The 14430-nt window shown below is 63.1% G+C and carries 9 protein-coding genes, 2 pseudogenes and 1 riboswitch; of the genes and pseudogenes, 7 read left to right on the top strand and 4 right to left on the bottom strand.

The genetic code is table 11. The features are described 5' to 3' along the window. Window positions 1-40 precede the first annotated feature (40 nt). From ACSQ84_RS03980 to cobT, 3 genes are read left to right on the top strand one after another with little or no spacing between them, the layout of a single operon-like run. Window positions 41-718, top strand: a complete 678-nt coding sequence (locus tag ACSQ84_RS03980) for an energy-coupling factor ABC transporter permease (RefSeq protein ID WP_436210325.1) — start codon at window positions 41-43, stop codon at window positions 716-718. 47 nt (window positions 719-765) lie between these two features. Continuing rightward, complete coding sequence (cobF, locus tag ACSQ84_RS03985; protein WP_436210326.1) at window positions 766-1515, top strand: precorrin-6A synthase (deacetylating); 750 nt, start codon at window positions 766-768, stop codon at window positions 1513-1515. 45 nt (window positions 1516-1560) lie between these two features. After that, window positions 1561-2616 carry a nicotinate-nucleotide--dimethylbenzimidazole phosphoribosyltransferase gene (cobT, locus tag ACSQ84_RS03990; protein ID WP_436210327.1) on the top strand — a complete coding sequence of 352 codons (1056 nt, stop codon included), beginning with the start codon at window positions 1561-1563 and terminating at the stop codon, window positions 2614-2616. A 12-nt stretch (window positions 2617-2628) separates the two neighbouring features. Here cobT and ACSQ84_RS03995 read toward each other — a convergent pair. Beyond that, a pseudogene (locus tag ACSQ84_RS03995) lies at window positions 2629-3193 on the bottom strand (histidine phosphatase family protein); the annotation flags it as partial. 132 nt (window positions 3194-3325) lie between these two features. Beyond that, window positions 3326-3526, top strand: a riboswitch (cobalamin riboswitch). Between the two features lie 115 nt (window positions 3527-3641). On the opposite strand from ACSQ84_RS03995, the gene ACSQ84_RS04000 reads away from it, so the two are divergent. Both ACSQ84_RS04000 and ACSQ84_RS04005 read left to right on the top strand, forming a co-directional pair. Next, window positions 3642-6005: a TonB-dependent receptor gene (locus ACSQ84_RS04000; protein WP_436210328.1), complete on the top strand. Its 2364-nt coding sequence runs from the start codon at window positions 3642-3644 to the stop codon at window positions 6003-6005. Window positions 6006-6018: 13 nt separating this feature from the next. Further along, window positions 6019-7452 (top strand): PepSY domain-containing protein, encoded by a 1434-nt coding sequence (locus tag ACSQ84_RS04005; RefSeq protein ID WP_436210329.1) that lies wholly within the window; start codon window positions 6019-6021, stop codon window positions 7450-7452. Window positions 7453-7990: 538 nt separating this feature from the next. On the opposite strand, the gene ACSQ84_RS04010 is transcribed toward ACSQ84_RS04005, so the two are convergent. Both ACSQ84_RS04010 and ACSQ84_RS04015 read right to left on the bottom strand, forming a co-directional pair. Continuing rightward, a complete protein-coding gene (locus tag ACSQ84_RS04010) occupies window positions 7991-8626 on the bottom strand; it encodes an IS30 family transposase (RefSeq protein WP_436211174.1) in 636 nt (211 codons plus the stop codon). After that, window positions 8615-8872 (bottom strand): annotated as a pseudogene (locus tag ACSQ84_RS04015) (transposase); the annotation flags it as partial. The pseudogene ACSQ84_RS04015 and the gene ACSQ84_RS04010, both read right to left, overlap by 12 nt. Window positions 8873-10081: 1209 nt before the next feature. On the opposite strand from ACSQ84_RS04015, the gene ACSQ84_RS04020 reads away from it, so the two are divergent. Then, on the top strand, window positions 10082-11452 hold the full coding sequence (locus ACSQ84_RS04020) for an SLC13 family permease (protein ID WP_436210330.1): 1371 nt from the start codon (window positions 10082-10084) through the stop codon (window positions 11450-11452). A 111-nt stretch (window positions 11453-11563) separates the two neighbouring features. Beyond that, window positions 11564-12907: a glycerate kinase family protein gene (locus ACSQ84_RS04025; RefSeq protein ID WP_436210331.1), complete on the top strand. Its 1344-nt coding sequence runs from the start codon at window positions 11564-11566 to the stop codon at window positions 12905-12907. A 28-nt stretch (window positions 12908-12935) separates the two neighbouring features. Here ACSQ84_RS04025 and ACSQ84_RS04030 read toward each other — a convergent pair whose 3' ends face one another. Further along, window positions 12936-13907, bottom strand: coding sequence for a S8 family serine peptidase (locus ACSQ84_RS04030; protein WP_436210332.1), 972 nt, complete (start codon window positions 13905-13907; stop codon window positions 12936-12938). Window positions 13908-14430: the final 523 nt, after the last annotated feature.

Here is a 14430-nt window from a genome sequence, read left to right on the forward strand (position 1 = left end):
CCAACGCCGTCCGATGTGACGGCAGGAAGGACGTAAGGCCATGCATATCGAACCGGAAATCGTGACAGGCGCAAAACTCGTGCTGAGCTATGCGACGGGAATTGCCGCGGGCGGCGTTGCGCTCAAGCTTGCGGTCGATGCCGTGCGCGAGCAGGGCGTCGCTTCGTTCGTTGTGCGTACGATTGCGACGATCGCGCTGGTGTTCTCATTTTTCGAGATCCTTCCGCACTTCCGGGTCGGGGTCTCCGAGGTGCACTTCATCCTCGGCTCCACCCTGTTCCTGCTGTTCGGTGCCGCACCCGCCGCGTTTGGGCTGGCGCTCGGTCTTCTGCTGCAAGGCCTGTTCTTCGCACCGACGGACCTGCCACAATACGGCATGAACGTGACGACGGTGCTGGTGCCGCTGTTCGCGATCCAGGCGCTGGCCCAGCGCGTCATTCCCCGCAACACCGCCTATGTTGATCTCCAGTATCGCCAGGCGCTGGCGCTTTCCACCGCCTATCAGTCCGGCATCGTGGCATGGGTCGCGTTCTGGGCGCTCTACGGTTCGGGCTTTGGCGCTACCAACCTCGCCAGCATTGCGACCTTCGCGGGGTCCTACGCGCTGGTCATCGTGATCGAGCCGTTGGCGGATCTGGCCGTGCTCGCGCTGGCAAAGTCACTGCGCGGCGTTACGGCCGACGGCTTCGTTACGCCGCGCCTGTACAACGCTGCATAGAGACGATGTGAGGGGCGGTCGTTTTACGGCCGCCCTTCGCTGAAGCCATGCTGACGCTTTCCCTGATAGGCATCGGCTGCGGCGATCCCGCGCAGCTCACGCTTGCCGCGATCCGCGCGATCAATGCTGCCGATCTCGTCCTGATTCCGCGCAAGGGGACCGCAAAGTCAGATCTTGCGGAATTGCGGCGGACGATTTGCGCCGACGTGCTGACCGGCGACAAGACGCGCATCGCGGAGTTTGACCTGCCTGTGCGCGACGCCGGCGGGACGGATTATCGCAAGGGCGTCGACGACTGGCACGATGCCGTCGCCGCAACCTGGTCGCGCGCGATCGCAAACCATCTCGGTAGCAGGGGGCGCGTTGCGCTGCTGATCTGGGGCGACCCGTCGCTCTACGATTCCAGCCTGCGCATCGCGCGTCGGCTCGATCCATTGCCGACGATCGAAGTCGTTCCGGGCATCACGTCGATCCAGACGCTGTGTGCAGCGCATGCGCTGCCGCTCAATGACATCGGCGAGCCCTTCCTGGTCACGACGGGCCGGCGGTTGCGCGAAGGCGGCTGGCCTGATGGCACCGACACCGTGATCGTGATGCTCGACGGCGGCGCGGCCTTTCAGTCGCTGGAGCCGAAGGGACTGCACATCTGGTGGGGCGCCTATCTCGGCATGCCCGATCAAATCATCATGTCCGGTGAACTCGCCGAGGTGGGGCCTCGCATCGTCGCCGCGCGACAAGAGGCGCGCGAGCGGCATGGCTGGATCATGGATAGCTACATTCTCAAACGCAGATCGTGACACGGCTGACGCCGAGGCCACGACATCATTCCAAGGCGACATAGCATGCTCCCCGAGTGGGTTTACCAGGAATGCCCCGACGTCTCGGCCGTCCATCGTGAGGCGGCGTTGGCCCGCCAGGCGCAGCTGACGAAACCGACCGGCGCGCTCGGCCGGCTTGAGCACGTTGCGGTCGAGCTCGCGGGCTTGCAGCGGACGGAGCAGCCGCGCGCGGGGCGCGTTCCGATCATCATCTTTGCCGGTGATCACGGCATCGTGGCGCAAGGTGTCTCCGCCTACCCGCAGGAGGTGACCATCGCAATGCTGGCGAACTTCGCCGCGGGCGGCGCGGCGATCTCGGTTCTGGCGCGCGAATTGGGTTCGAGTCTCGAGGTCGTCGACGCCGGCACGCTGGCGGGATCGCCGCTGGCGGGCATCATCACCGACAAGCCGCGCTGCGGCAGCCGCGATTTCAGCGTGGAGGCGGCGCTTGAGCCGGCGGAGTTGGCCTTTGCGTTCGAATGCGGGAGGCGGGCCGTGTTGCGCGCGGAGGCCGGTCGGCCTGATCTTCTCATCCTCGGCGAGATGGGTATCGGCAATACCACGACATCGGCCGCGATCGCCTCGGCCTTGCTCGGCGTGAGCGCGGAGGAGCTTGCGGGCAGCGGAACCGGCGTCGATGCCGCCGGCCGGGCCCGCAAGGCGCGTTTGATCGATGCCGCGCTGGCGCTCCACGGGCTCACGGGGGCCTCTGCCGAAAGAGTCCTGTGTACGGCCGGCGGTCTGGAGATCGCAGCCATATGCGGTGCAATCATTGCGGCCGCGCAGCGTCGCATTCCGACCCTGATCGACGGCTTCATCGTCTCGGTGGCGGCCTTGGCGGCGGCGCGGCTCAATCCGTCGTGTCAGCCGTTTCTGCTACCCTCGCATCAATCGGCGGAGCAGGGGCATCGCCTGGTGCTCCGGGCCCTGAATGTGCATCCGCTGGTCAGTCTGGATCTCAGGCTCGGCGAGGGATCGGGTGCCGCGATCGCATTGCCGCTGGTGCGGTTGGCATGCGCCCTGCACAACGGCATGGCGACTTTTGCACAGGCCAATGTGCCGGATCGTCCAGCCGGATGACGGCGGTTTAGCAACCCGCTGTTTGACCGACACCACCCGCCAACCCTTCGACAGCCGATCGATCCGAGTGAGGGACAGCGGGTGGATCACGAAGCGCAAGGCGGACTCTGGCGTGAGGTCGAGCGCGATGCAGAGCGTAGCGCGGATGGTGCCGGAGTGGACCACAAGCGTTGTCGAACCTGTCTTAATCTGACCGAGTCCGCGCCGGACTCTTGCGATCTGATCTTCAAAGCTCTCCCGACGGCCGTGAGCGGGTGGGGTCACTCCAAAATTTCGTATAGCCTTCGCCGCCGGCGGCTGCGAGGACGTCGTGGCGCCGTCCGGTTCAATCGCCAAAATCCTGCTCGCGGAATTCGCTCGCCAGAATCGGATCGAGTCCCAGCGCGTGCGCCGTGTCGACCGTGCGCCGCCGCGCCGGGCTTGCGTAGCTCGCGGCGCCCTGCGGGAGATGCTGTCGCGGCGCGTCCAGTTGCGACCGGTCGCTGAGATCAGCTGGAGCGTCTGAGGCATGGATCGTTCCCGCGATGCCGTCGACGACGGCGTACCGGACCAGCCAGAGGAAGGTTTGTCCTTCCATTCCACGTCTCCAGGGAAGCCTGAACAAGCGATGCTTGCGATAGCACCTTTGTCCGCGCCGTTGTCAATGCAGGTGGTCGCTCCGATACGAACGTCGCGGCAGCGACTGCACATTGACTCTGCGTTCGACTTAATCCTAGATGGTTTTGACGGTTTCCCCTTACGGGGATGAAAAGGGAATGCGGTGCGAGGAAACTTCCTCAATGCCGTAGCTGCCCCCGCAACTGTGAGCGGAGAATCTCGCGTCACGCGCCACTGGGCATCTCGGTCCCGGGAAGGCGACGCAAGGTAACGACCCGCAAGCCAGGAGACCTGCCGTCAGCCGTGGTCACACGCGAAAATGTCGGTCGGGGAGTACAGACATTCGGCTTCAGCTGAGGCTTTACAGGCCGAAGGTTGAGACCCGGTTCGCTGTGACGTGCCACTGACGTCATACCGAGGTTTCAGCCATGTCCTGTCTTCGTGCCGCGCGGCCGCGCAAGTTCCTGCTCGCGTCCGGCGTTCTCTCTTCCTTTGCTGCCTTCGACATCTCCGCGGTCTGCGCGCAACAGGCGGGCTCCCGCGAGCCGTTGCCGCCGATCGAAATCTCTCCGCCCACCGACCAGAAGCGCAAGCGGGCCAAGCCGTCTGCCCGCGATGAACGGGGCGCGCGTCGCGTGGCGGCAAATAGAGCTGCTTCGCCAGCGACAGCACCGAAGCCGACCGGGGATACGACGCAGACACCGCTCAACACGAACGCCATCGCCGGAAGCGCGTCACGCCTCGGCCTGGCTGTGCGTGAAGTGCCTGCGACCGTGGAGGTGATCTCGGCCGAGACGATCCGCGAGCAGGGCTATCGGACAGTGTCTGACGTCGCGCAAGGCGCAGTCGGCGTGACCTCCGGCGACAATCCGGCCGAGCCCTCGGCGTTCTCGATGCGCGGCTTCACCAACAGCCAGATCAACATCCTCTACAACGGTATCAAGATCGGCCCCCAGAACATGACATCGCGTATCATGGACACGGCCAATCTCGAGGCCGTGGAGTTTCTCAAAGGTCCGGCTTCGCTGCTGTCGGGCGAGGGGGCCAGCGGCGGCGCGATCAATTTCGTGACCAAGCAGCCGCATACGGGGACGATCCGGAACGAGGCCTATTTCTCCTATGATTCGCTGAACTCGTTCCGCAGTTATTATGGCTCCGGCGGCAGCACCAACGTTCAGGGGCTCGACTACCGGTTCGACATCAGCCGCTCCTCGCTCAACGGCTTTGCCGACGATACCAACACCAGGACGCTGGATATCTCGGGTCAGCTCAACTACCGCATCTCCGACAATCTAAAGGTCTGGGGCGCGATCGAATACCGGGAGGATCGCGGCAAGCCCTATTGGGGCGTACCGCTGGTCCCGGTCGCCTTCAGCGGATCGCATGCCACGACCGGCATCGTTTCGGGCAGCTATGTTTCGAACTATAACGGAACCAATCTTGGCCCGGTCACGATCGACGATCGCACATTCAACACCAACTACAACGTCCTCGACAATCGCAACGTGGCGAAGGAGGTATGGCTGCGCGGCGGCTTCGAGCTCAAGCTCGCGCCCGGCCTGACGCTGAGGAGCCAGGCTTACGGATATGGCGCAGAGCGGGAGTGGTTCAACAACGAGGTCGCGGCGTTCAATGCCAATGTGAACCTGGTCGACAGGGAGCGCTTCTACGTGGCGCACAGCCAGAAGCTCGCCGGCAACTTCACCGACCTGACCTGGGATACGGACATCGCCGGCATGGACAACCGCCTGGTGACGACGGTTGCCGCAAGCGGCCTTGATTTCGTCCGACCGGGGGCCGCCAATTTCCCGCACGATCAGGTCACGCTGGTCGATCCTTCCCGCGGGTACTACGGCCTGCTGACGACGCAGCAACAGGCGGCGCGGATCGACAATGAATCGTTGTCGTTCGAGGATCGCCTGAAAGTCACGCGGACATTCGCGCTGGTCGGTGGCCTGCGCATGGAGCATATCGGGCTCGATCGCAATTCTACCGATGTGAATGGCATGGTGAAGGCGGGCTTTCCCTTCTCCAAGTCCTGGACGCCGGTGACGGGGCGCATCGGTTACACTTGGGAGGCGGTCCCGGGGTTGACCTTCTTCAGCCAGTACGCGACCGGCGCCGACGTCTCGGCCAACAACATCTTCCTGCTTGGGCCGCGCCAGCCGCTCGACCTGACGACGTCGCAGACCTACGAGACCGGCGTGAAGCATCTGTTCTGGAACAGGAGGGCGGAGTGGACGTTCTCGGCGTTCGACATCGAGCGGAAGAACGTCTATGCGGCCGCCGGCGGCATGCAGCTCAACATTGCCGGGCGGCAGGAATCGAAGGGCGTTGAGCTCGCGGCTGCTGTGCGCATTACCGAAGCATTGCGACTGTGGGGCAACATCGCCTATGTGGACGCGCGCTACGCCGACTATAACTTTGCAGGCGGCTCGTTTTCCGGGAATGCGCCGCCGAACGTGCCGCGCGTCGTCGCGAACGCCGGCGCAGCGTACCGGTTCTTCACGCCCTGGCCGGTCGAGCTTGGCGTCGTCGGCCGTCATGTCGGCGATCGCTATAATACCGATGCCAACACAGTGACCATGAACGCCTATACCATCGCGGACCTCTATGCCTTCGTCGACATACCGAAATCGGTGTTCAACGCCGTCGACCAGACGCGGCTGACGTTCCGGGTGCGAAACGTCACCGACAAGCGTTACGCGATCTGGGGCGATCCGTTCTATCCCGATCAGGTCCTGTTGGGGGCGCCGCGTACTTATGAGGTCTCCGCTGCGTTCAAGTGGTAGGGGCGTAACCCGAATGATGGGCGGAATAGTCCTGTTGCACCGATGGCTCGGTGTCGCGTTCTGTCTCCTGTTCGCGATGTGGTTTGCGACCGGCATCGTCATGCATTTCGTTCCGTTTCCGTCCCTGTCGGAAGCGGAACGCTTTGCTGGCCTTGCACCCGTGGACAGCGCGCGTGTGACCATCAGTCCGTCAGATGCCGTTAGTGCCAGCGGGATCGAGGATGCCGCGCGTGTTCGCCTGATCCAGCGGAGCGACGGGCCGGTGTACGTCGTATCAGGGTCGTCGCAAACGCGGGCGATCCGTGCGTCGGACGCGACGAATGCCGCGGTGAAATCTCCCGACATTGCTCTCGCTGCGGCGAGGGGTGATAGAGGCGGACCCGGCCTGGACATCTCGCGCGCTTCAGTCGTTGAGCTCGCGGATTATGATCAATGGAGCGTGCCGAACAGCTTCGAACGCCACCGTCCCCTGTTTCGCGTGGCGCTCAATGATGCGGCCGGCACTGAATTCTACGTCTCCTCGGTCACTGGCGAGATCACACTGGACACGACACGCCGCGAGCGCTGGTGGAACTTTGCGGGTAGCGTGCTGCACTGGATCTATCCCACGGTGCTCCGGCGCAACTGGTCGATCTGGGACCGCGTGGTGTGGACGCTGTCGCTGCTTGCGCTGATCTCGGCCGCGCTTGGGGCAGTGCTTGGGGTCGCGCAGCTCAGGGTCAGGAAGGGAGCGGCGGTGTCTCCGTATCGGGGCTGGCATGCGCTGCATCACATCATAGGCCTGATAGCGACGGTCTTCGTCCTGACGTGGATATTCAGCGGCTGGCTCTCCATGGACCACGGCCGGCTGTTCTCGCGCGGGCAGTTGACCAAGGCTGAAGCGGATATAGCCACTGCCTCTCCGGACTGGAAGATGTTTTCCGCGATTCGTATGGAGCCGATTTCACCAATTGCCCGAGAGGTTGAATGGTTCGCCTTCAATGGTCGCTTCTACCGGCGCGACCGGACCAGTCATGATCGACAGATGCTGTTCAGAGCAGGCGGGGCAGGAACTGATGATCGGGCAGAGGCCTTGAGTACGCGCGAGGTCGCGGGATTGGCGGCCAGCCTGGCGGCCGGCTGCGATGTGCCATCGGTGCTCGCCGCCGACGACGCGTATCTGGTGCTGTCGGCAACTCCGGGCTCTCCCGTCTATCGCTCCAGATGCGCCGATGTGTGGTTCGACATCGACGGCGCGAACGGCAACGTGCTGCAACGATTGGACGCGTCTCGTCGTGCCTATCGCTGGCTCTACAGCGCGCTGCACACGCTGGACTTTCCGATCCTGGTGGCCCACCCGAAGATCCGCAGCAGCTTGATCGTCGGCCTCTGCGCGCTCGGATTGCTGTTCTCAATGACCGGTGTCGTAATTGGTTGGCGCCGCTTGCTGCGGAGATGGCTATGTTGACATCATGCGAAATCCCTCGAATGTAAGAAAACAAATCTCCTGCGATAGGGACGGAGTGTCGCGACGTGGCGGACCACGAGCCCGCGCTCCCGGCGGCTGCGTTATCAAGACAGCCCTCATGCTTCGTCCGATGGGAGAACTTGCGCCGTGCAGCGCCTGCTTGCGCCGCGCGCCCAACGGTGCGATGGCGGCACCGAATAAGCGCCAGCTCTCGATTTTCCGCGACAGACGTCGCTTTCACCCGACCTGCAGCCCGAGGTCTTTCAAAATTCCTCTTTATGAGCGTAAAGCTGCGCTCGCTCCGCGGGTCAGGAACTGCTCTATGCGAAGGATTGGATGAGGTATCGTAGGTTCGGTTGGTGTGGGAAAAGGTGGTAGCGCTCCCCCGCTATCACGGGCCACGATTTTCTGGGCCAAATCTACGATCTTCTGCGATCTGGACTCCTAACGGTAGCGGTTGGAGCTGCTGGTGCGAGTTACGTTGGCTGCAAATGGCAGAAAAGTGAGCTGCTGCCGGTTTGATGGACACCCGGTTAAGCTATCTCACACTCGTAGCAATTCGTCGAGAGTTTCCACCGGCGTTTTTCCAGCCAAGGGTTTTCCGGGGCCATGTGTTGAGTGCAAGAGCCACGGCCTCAAGGTCATCGGCATTGTGTATGCTGAGATCAGTACCTTTTGGAAAGTATTGGCGTAGCAACCCATTGGTGTTCTCGTTGGTGCCGCGCTGCCATGGGCTGTGAGGATCGCAGAAGTAGACCTGCACGCCCGCATCGATCTTCAGACATGCGTGCTGAGCCAGCTCAGCTGCTTGATCCCAAGTCAGCGATCGACGTAGTTGCTCAGGCAAGGTGATGATCGTGCGGGTGATCGCATCACGCACTGCCTCGGCACCATGTCCGGCAAGTGCGGGTCCGTTCTTCACGCGAGCTTCGTGGCCATGACCAGTCATGCGCGGCAGGTGCAGCAGCATGGTGAAACGTGTCGTGCGCTCCACCAAGGTACCGATCGCGGAGCTTCCGAGACCCAGGATGAGATCCCCTTCCCAGTGACCCGGCACGGCTCGATCGGCCACCTCCGCCGGACGTTGGGACTGATCATGATCTCGGGAGAGATGAAGCTCCTGCCTTGCCTGCGTGTACGCGCCCTCGGCATCCGCAGCGGCCTTTTTTAGGATATCCCGCTCCGCCCTCAGCTTGTTGACCTCGCGCCGCAGCCGCTCGATCTCAAGCTGCTCCGGCTTCATCTGTCCATGGCCGGGAACGGCCTGCACCGGGTCGGAGCCGAACTCCCTGACCCATTTGCGCAGCACGTTCTCATGAACGTCCAGGTCTCGGGCTGCCTGTGCCGCCGATACCCCGCGCTCCTTGACGAGCTTGACCGCCTCGATCTTGAACTCTCGACTGAACTTCCGTCTCCGCATGACCCACCTCCGGCTGTATGAAATACCCAATCCGGGTGTCCATCAAACCGGCAGCAGCTCAATGCCCCTCACGTCTTGTTGAGGCGTTTACTGAATTGCGCCGACGTTGCGCCACGCTTGATCTATCATCGGTGCGCTTGATCAATGTGGTCGTCGTTGCCAAAGCTGCTTTTTATTTCGGTTGAATGTGTATCGTTCTCGGCGTTTTATCGGGGTACTCGCGTTGCGATGTGAAGTGGGGAAAGAATGTTTGCTGCGAGAATGTGAATGCGATTGAGAAGATCACCATGCGTGTGCACTCGGGCTTTCGTGCGCACCATGTATGCGCTGAGAATGCAGATGTGACGATTTGGCTTCCAATGGAGGCGGATATGATCCTAGAAGGGTCGGCGTAAACACCGTCGCTCAGGCAAAATTTGCCAGTCCATCCGATCCCTTATAGGATCGGCTTGAGGCATAAAAGATTAATGAGATGAATGACTTAGACCACCGTTTCTCCGTTGCACCCGTGATGGATTGGACCGGGACATCTGAAAAAGCGAAGCACAATCAGTACTTAACGCGACTCGTTATCGGCCGTGTCGTACCAAATGAAGTACCACATCCATTGATGAGCGCTCTCTAACGAACGAAATCCAGCTTCATGCCGCGTTCGCCGCAGGGGGCGTAGTCGCACTTCCGACCCTGGTTGGTTGGGGCCTGCAATCAATTTCATTTCCAAGATGAGGAGATGTCGCAGGCTCGCGGTGCTGCTGGGCTCGATCACGGCTGCCTTGGCTGCCGCTGCCTAGTGCTCCGCTTGGGCATCCACAAACGCCGCGAAGGGTTCAGTCGTGTCGCCCAGCTTGGTCGGCTGGTGGAGCGTGGGCTGCATGATGAGCTCAGAGGCACCGCCTATGCGATCGCGGATGGCGTTGATGTGCGCACCCACCATCTTATCCACGCTGCCCGGTCGGTGCGGTGTGCTGGCATAGCGCAACAGCTGGGCCGGCAGTCTTGAAAGGCCGGGAGTTCCTTGAGCATCCGCCGCGATCTCCTGGTCTGCCGGTCAGGTTCGCTAGCGCGTGCCCCGAGCGGCGCGATGTCAATCCGGGAATAATTCACAACGCCGTCCGTTGTCGTGGCATGGCCCATGAACAAACCGTGTCGGTCGGTAAGCAAATTGCCCGAGAGTCGACCGCGGCGGCTGGCTGCTGGAGCTCGCGGTCGGTGATAGCTATCCTGGCTGCGTTCGCCGCGGTCGCGATCATCGGGGTGGGGTTGCCTTATCCGGCTGAGGCACGCTTCGTGCTGGTCGTGTTTGCGCTCGCGATCGTGGGGTGGACTCTGCTCAAAATCGACGACACCGTCGTCGCGCTCGCAGCCGTGGCCACGCTCCTTGTCGGTGGCGCCATCTCCCTCTCCACCATCCCGACGACGCTGACAAACCCACTGATCGGACTCCTGGTCGGAGCCTTCGTGATCGCCGCCGCACTTACGCGATCCGGACTCGCGGAACGCGCGGTGATCGCCACGATTGGCAATGTCCGATCGGTCACGCGTCTGTTCCATCGACTCGCCTTCCTGATCCTGGCAACCGCTTTCGTCGTTCCCTCGACGACCGGTCGCGCTGTGTTGTTCCTGCCGGTGTTCCTGACGCTCGCCGCTTCGATCCGGGATGTACAGGTCGTGCGTGCACTCGCGCTTCTTATCCCGAGTGTCGTTCTGCTCTCGGCATGCGCTTCGCTTACTGGCGCGGGCGCGCATCTGGTCGCCGCCGAGTTCATCACACGGTCCGGCGGAGCGCTCCTCGATTACGTACGCTGGACCGTGCTGGGTTTGCCGTTCGCGGTCGCGAGCAGCTTCGTGGCAACGAGTGTGATCCTTTGGCTCTTCATCGACCGCGAGACGCGCATGACGGCGCCCAAGCTGCCAAGCATTTCGCGAGACCCGCTCCATCCGCGGCAGCGCGCGGTCGCAATGATCGTCGCGGTCATGCTGGTCGCGCTTCTCGGCGCGACGGCCGTCGGAATCGAGCCTGCTTTTATCGCTTTGGTGGCGGCCACACTGCTGGTGATCGGACCTTTCCCCGCACTCACGCCGGCCACGGCCCTGAAAGCGATCGAATGGAAGCTGTTGGTGTTCCTGATTGCTACCATGCTGATGGGCGACGCGCTGATCACCTCCGGCGCCGCGCGCTTGGTTGCGGCGGACTTTGTGACGAGCGTCGACCGGCAGGCATTCGACAGCCCGCTCGCGGTCGCCACAATTGTCTCCGCGACCGCACTTTGCGCGCATCTGGTAGTGACGTCTCGGACCGCCCGGGCGGTCGTTCTCATTCCGATACTCGCGCTGCCGCTCGCGGGGTTCGGATACGATCCGGCCGCGCTCATTCTGCTCGTCGCAGTCGGAACCGGCTTCTGCCAGACGCTGCCTGTGAGCGCGAAAGCGGTGGCGCTCTACGCCACGCTGAAGCAGTCGACCTATGCGCCGAAGGATCTGATGGTGCTCTCAGCCGTGCTCTTGCCGATCCACCTCCTTCTGTTGGTAGCGTTCGCGCTTTTCGTCTGGCCGCTTCTCGGCATCTCGTTGCAACCATGATTATCGCCGCACCACGTGGCGATCAGCAGTGCGCTTCCATGCACCGGAATAAATCCTGGATCCCATCGTTATCCCTGCACGCCCTTCTGCCGCCCAACAACGGAGGACAAGATGGCCCTTACCGTTCTGATCGCTCCCTCGGGCTTCAAGGAATGCCTGAGCGCTAGCGAAGTCGCCGAGGCCATGGCAGCGGGCGTTCGGCGCACGCTGCCCGATGCTCGGGTGCTCCACACGCCGATGATCGACGGCGGCGAAGGCTTCACGGCGGCGCTGGCCGCGGCGACGAACGGCACGCTTGAACAGGTCACGGTCACTGGACCGGTCAACGTGCCGGTAAGCGCGCCGATCGGCCTTCTTGGCGGCGCCGGGCCTAAAACGGCCGTGATCGAGATTGCGGCGGCGGCCGGCCTGCGGTTAGTGCCGCGCGAAGCGCGCGATCCGGCAGTGACGACGAGCCGTGGCGTCGGCGAACTCATCCGCGCGGCGCTCGATGCCGGCGCCGAGCACATCCTGGTCGGATGCGGGGACAGCGGCGTCAACGACGGCGGCGCCGGCATGGCGGAAGCGCTCGGCATCCGTCTACTTGATACGAACGACAAGCCGATCGGCTGCGGCGGCGGCGCGCTGGCGCGGCTTGCCTCCATCGACCTGTCGAATCGAGACCCGCGCCTCGACCGCGTGCAGATTGAGGCGGCGGTCAACTGGCACAACGTGTTGCTCGGCGAACATGGCGTGACGCGCGTTTACGGTCCGCAGAAGGGTGCGACGCCCGTACAGATCATGATGCTCGAGGCGGCGCTTGGGAACTATGCAGCGCGTGTTCGCGTCGCAACCGGCGTCGATGTCACGACGGTGGCTGGCGGCGGAGCGTCCGGGGGCATTGGCGCGGGGTTGCATGCGCTCCTCGGCGCGGTGCTGCGTCCGCGCTTCGACATGGTCATGCACTACACCAACTTCGACGCCCTGTTGGCCGAGACCGATCTCGTGCTCACCGGCGAGGGCACTCTCGATAGCCAAACACCGTTCGGCAAGGTGCCAGCGGAAGTTGCGCGGCGCGCGAAGGCACGCGGCCTTCCAGTGATCGCCCTTGCCGGTTCAATCGGCGAAGGCGCCAAGGTCAATCTCGATTGCGGTATCGACGCGTTCGCGAGCATCCAGATGCGCCCCTGGACGCTCGACGAGGCGATGGCGTCGGCGTCTGAACTGCTCCGCCACGCGACCGAAGATACGATTCGCATGGTCCTGGTCGGCATGCGCTTGCGTGACGCCGCGGGCCGCCATGGCCACCGCTTGCGGACGGTCGTCATGGACCTCGACGCCGCCCGACGCCGCCCGCTCATCTCGTCGGACACTGTAGCGCCGCCGACGGGGTTATCAGGAGCTATTCATCTTCAGAGCCCACAGGATGCGGAGCATGGCAGATCTTGCGGGGCTGCGTCGTTTCCAGCGCGGTGATTGTTGTCGCAACTTGTGTGCGGCAAGTTCATCGTGTCGCACTCGTCGCGGAGCGGCATGCGGAGCCAAACTGCACGAGGCCGTCTCCGTAGACGATGTCCTTTCCGGGTTCGCCGAGATCGATCGCCTGGCTGCCAAGTGCCGCGACCCTGGCTTCCGCAGCGCGCGCGGAATCGAGATCGTCGGCGGGTAGGCCTGCTGCGTCGGCGCGCCGGGTCTGTTTTCCCAAGTGAGCCAGCGCCAGCCGCGCGGCGACGAACGGTGCGGCGAAAGAGGTGCCGGTGTGCTGTCGCAGCTTCCCGTCCCCATCGCGAAGAGCAAGATCGACGCCGGGAGCGGCAAGTCGGATATGCGGTCCGCGAACCGCTCGCTTGTAGACGACGAGATTCCTGTCAACCGCGGTTGCCGCGATCGCCCATGGATATGCTGCAGGATAACGCGGTTTGACGGCGGCGCCGTCGTTGCCGCTCGCGGCGACCACGATGACGCCTCGCGCCTGCACACGCTTTCCCTCCGCGTCCAGAACCTCATTTGACGACCCCGCCAGGCTCAGATTGATGACCGCGACGCCGCGCTCCACCAAAGCGTCCATCGCGGACACCAGATCGAACGTGTCGATCTGGTCCGTGCCGTTTTGCGAATGGAACGCGTCGACAGCTACAATCCGGGCCTTCGGCGTTAATCCCGAGAAGACGCCGTCGCCAAGCAAGAGCGTCGCGATCGCTGTTCCGTGACGTTTGCTCGACGCCTGTCGGTCGGGCGAGCGCTGCGTAATCACCTCTAGCTGCTTGCTCGCCAGCCCTATGTGGTCCGCATCGATGCCCGTATCCACCAGCCCGATGGCATCCAGGTCGCCGCAATTTTCCAGCGAACGCCAGCCCACGGCCTCCAATGGATTGAGGAACGCATTGCGCAGCGTTGGCCGGCCACTCTGCATCTGGAATCGCTGGCGATACAACGTGTTTTCATCGACAGGCCGTCCCGGCGCGATCTCACGCAATGATGCGAGCGCGCGTTGTTTCGAAATCCGGCCCGGCGCTGTGACGCGTAGCAACAAACCTCTGCCGCCGCTCAGCGAGCGTTCGGCTATGACGCGAAACCCGCGGTCGCGCAGTGTCTGGGCTTGAGTAGCCTCGATTTCGGACAGCACATATTCAGGTGCATTCGCTCGCGCCCTCACGGCACGACGCGGTCTTGCATCCCACGGCAACCGAAAGCCGCGAAACAGCGAGAAGTGTCTACCTCTTCCGACAGGGCTCCAATTGCTCCCGATGGGGGGGTCTCCGCCACCAGCGCTACCATCACCACCACCGCCACCGCTCGCTCCAGCCGAACCGCTACCGTCACCGTCATCAGCGAATGCGGGCGAAAACAGTGCAGGGCATGTTGGGGATTGGCCGACCACGGCGAAGCCCAGAAATAGACCGACGACGGTCGCGAATGAACGGCAGGCAATCATGGTTCTCATCGGGGGGTCACTAACATTGTTGTACTGCGTGTGCGCGCTCGCGCTAGGCGCGCGC

The organism is Bradyrhizobium sp. LjRoot220, from assembly GCF_964252915.1.
GTDB lineage: Bacteria > Pseudomonadota > Alphaproteobacteria > Rhizobiales > Xanthobacteraceae > Bradyrhizobium.

What these genes read in the sequence shown, in the direction of transcription:
- ACSQ84_RS03980 (WP_436210325.1), top strand. Translation starts at nt 41, where the DNA reads ATGCATATCGAACCGGAAATCGTGACAGGCGCAAAACTCGTGCTGAGC.
- cobF (WP_436210326.1), top strand. Translation starts at nt 766, where the DNA reads ATGCTGACGCTTTCCCTGATAGGCATCGGCTGCGGCGATCCCGCGCAG.
- cobT (WP_436210327.1), top strand. Translation starts at nt 1,561, where the DNA reads ATGCTCCCCGAGTGGGTTTACCAGGAATGCCCCGACGTCTCGGCCGTC.
- ACSQ84_RS04000 (WP_436210328.1), top strand. Translation starts at nt 3,642, where the DNA reads ATGTCCTGTCTTCGTGCCGCGCGGCCGCGCAAGTTCCTGCTCGCGTCC.
- ACSQ84_RS04005 (WP_436210329.1), top strand. Translation starts at nt 6,019, where the DNA reads ATGATGGGCGGAATAGTCCTGTTGCACCGATGGCTCGGTGTCGCGTTC.
- ACSQ84_RS04025 (WP_436210331.1), top strand. Translation starts at nt 11,564, where the DNA reads ATGGCCCTTACCGTTCTGATCGCTCCCTCGGGCTTCAAGGAATGCCTG.